Source organism: Acidovorax sp. KPB24-07, from assembly GCF_057543315.1.
This window is the reverse complement of the sequence record NZ_BAAJYS010000489.1, coordinates 1-2,198: the sequence shown is the minus strand read 5'-3', so window position 1 is coordinate 2,198 and position 2,198 is coordinate 1. Positions and strand designations below refer to the sequence as shown.

The following is a 2,198-nucleotide window of genomic DNA, read 5'->3' as shown; positions in this document are numbered from 1 at the left end:
CCGAGGGCGGCTCGGGGCGAAAGGCGCCCGGCGCCGGCCCATGGTCCAACCCCATCGGCCTCCAGCGCAATCTACACCAGGGCATGACGCTACAAATTCAATAGCGCACCAAAGGCGCTGGCGCTGCCTACCGGATGCGCCATTCGCCATCCACCAGCGCCCGGGCCCGCCGGTCGATGGAGTCATTCACTTTGGCCTCCGCCTTTTTAGACTCCCGCATCGCTTTCGCTTCGCTGATGACGCCCTTCTCCGCGTTCTCGAACTGCGCCATGGCCAGTTTGGTCGCGGCTTCCTGCTTGGCTTTTACCTTGACGTCGTGCATGGAAATGTAGGCCCGCAACGGCGCCCACATGTGCGTCAGGCGAGGATCGAGCAGGTCTCTTTCGTGGAGAAGCGCTTCGCGCGACATGCCCAGACCGGGATCGCGAAGAGCGCCCTGCAGCAGGTCAAGCGCCGCGCGCGGGTCTTGCGTATGCATGATCTTGTGCTCCAGCATTTTGGAGAACCCGGTTTTGACGTCGCCCAACACGGCCGGGCCGTCATGCACCTGCGTCACGCCGTCGGCATCCACGGCCTTGAGGGTGTGTTCGCTCAAAAACTGGTCGAAGCTGCTTCGAAACCCGGCAGAAGCGATGGCCTCGGCCACGATCTGATCCAGAAGGGCCCGGTCTTCCCGTGTCAGCGATCGGCCCAACATCACCGCGTCGTGGGACAGCCCCGCCCTCCACTTGTCAAAGCGCGCGGTCAGGTCGGGGTCGATGCGCTTGAGCTCACGCCGGAGTTCAGCCCCGCGGTTCCGTGATGGCGCAGCCTGCCCGGTCGCGGGCGTCGTCGGTGGCCGCATCCTCGCGGTGGGCGCCTGCGCCGCTTGCCGTGCGGCCTGGGGGTGGCGGATTTGCTGCAATTGGCCGCGCAGATGATCGGGCACCTGGATGACGCAGTTGGCGGGCAACCGGGCCAGGGACTGGGGCAGGGTCTGCAGTTTTGTGCCCTCCAAGTCCAGGAACTGCAGGTTGGAAAGGTCTCCCACGCTGTCGGGCAAACGCGCCAGCTTGGCATTCCCTTGGAGGACCAATGTCTGGAGCCCCTGCATGTCGCCGATGTTTTCGGGCAATTCCCGGATGTGCCGAGAGTGCGACACGCTCAATTGCGTCAGGTGGCGCAGTTCGGTGATGCTGGCTGGCAGGGTCGAATATTCCCCGCAACCCAACTCGAGCGTGCGCAGGCTTTGCATGCGCCCCAAGTCCAAGGGAAGTTCTTTCAATGAATTCCCGGTCAATTGCAGGGTGTGCAAGTTGGGGAGGGCCGTCAGCGACGCCGGCAGGCTCTCCATCTCTTGGTTGGTGGCCAGCGTCAGATGGCGCAACTGGCGAAGCTCACCCAGGGTTTCAGGCAGCGAGGTCAGCCCGGTGTTGGTCAGCGACAGCTCCAGCAGGCCTTGCAGCCGTCCGATCGCATCGGGCAACGTCTTGGCAGGAAGGCCCCATGCCACCACGAGCCTGGAACTGTCTCCCATGGCCACGCGGCGCATCGCGGTGGCCACCCCTCGCAAGACATCCTGTGTCGTGTCTCTGTCTTCAACGTCATCGTAGAAGTCGACGTTGCCATTCACCTTGTCTGCCAGCAGCAGGCTGCGCTCGAGCCAGTCGTCGATATCGCGCACCACGCTGCTGGCCAGGGCAGCCGACGAGGTACCCGCCGCTGCGGCCGGATGCAGCGGCGAACGCGGCGGTGAACTGGAAGCGCGCCCAACCACGGAGCTTCGGGGCGCCATGGTGTTTTCCGCCTGGGCATTTTCACGGCGCCGCGCGGTCAGCGGACTGCCAGAGCCTTCGGCTGCACGGGGAGAACCGCGTGGCGACGTGTTCTCGGCAGGTGCACGTTCCGTTGGACCGGTTCGGGGACGGGAATGGAAAAGGCGATGGATGGTGTTGAACATGGAGGTGCGCCGAAGGCTTGGCGGCTTTGGAGTTGCAGCGCACCTCAGGCTACTTTCCGTCCAGCGCAATCGCTGCGCCAAAACCGAAAAGGTCACAGCGCTGCGCGAACCGACGTCCTGCCGTGATGCCAACACGGGGCGTTGACGGCGCGCGACGCCCTGTCGCCAGGATCGGAAGACCGGAAGGAAGTCCGCATCCGCGCACCGCGTCGGGGGAGGACTTCAAGCCCAATCGGCCTCCAGTGCAATCAACACTAGG

At 64.5% G+C, this 2,198-nt stretch carries 1 protein-coding gene; it reads right to left on the bottom strand.

From position 1 onward, the window contains the following. Positions 1-127: 127 nt before the first annotated feature. A complete protein-coding gene (locus tag AC27IQ_RS22965; protein WP_487090922.1) occupies positions 128-1,939 on the bottom strand; it encodes a leucine-rich repeat domain-containing protein in 1,812 nt (603 codons plus the stop codon). Positions 1,940-2,198 lie beyond the last annotated feature (259 nt).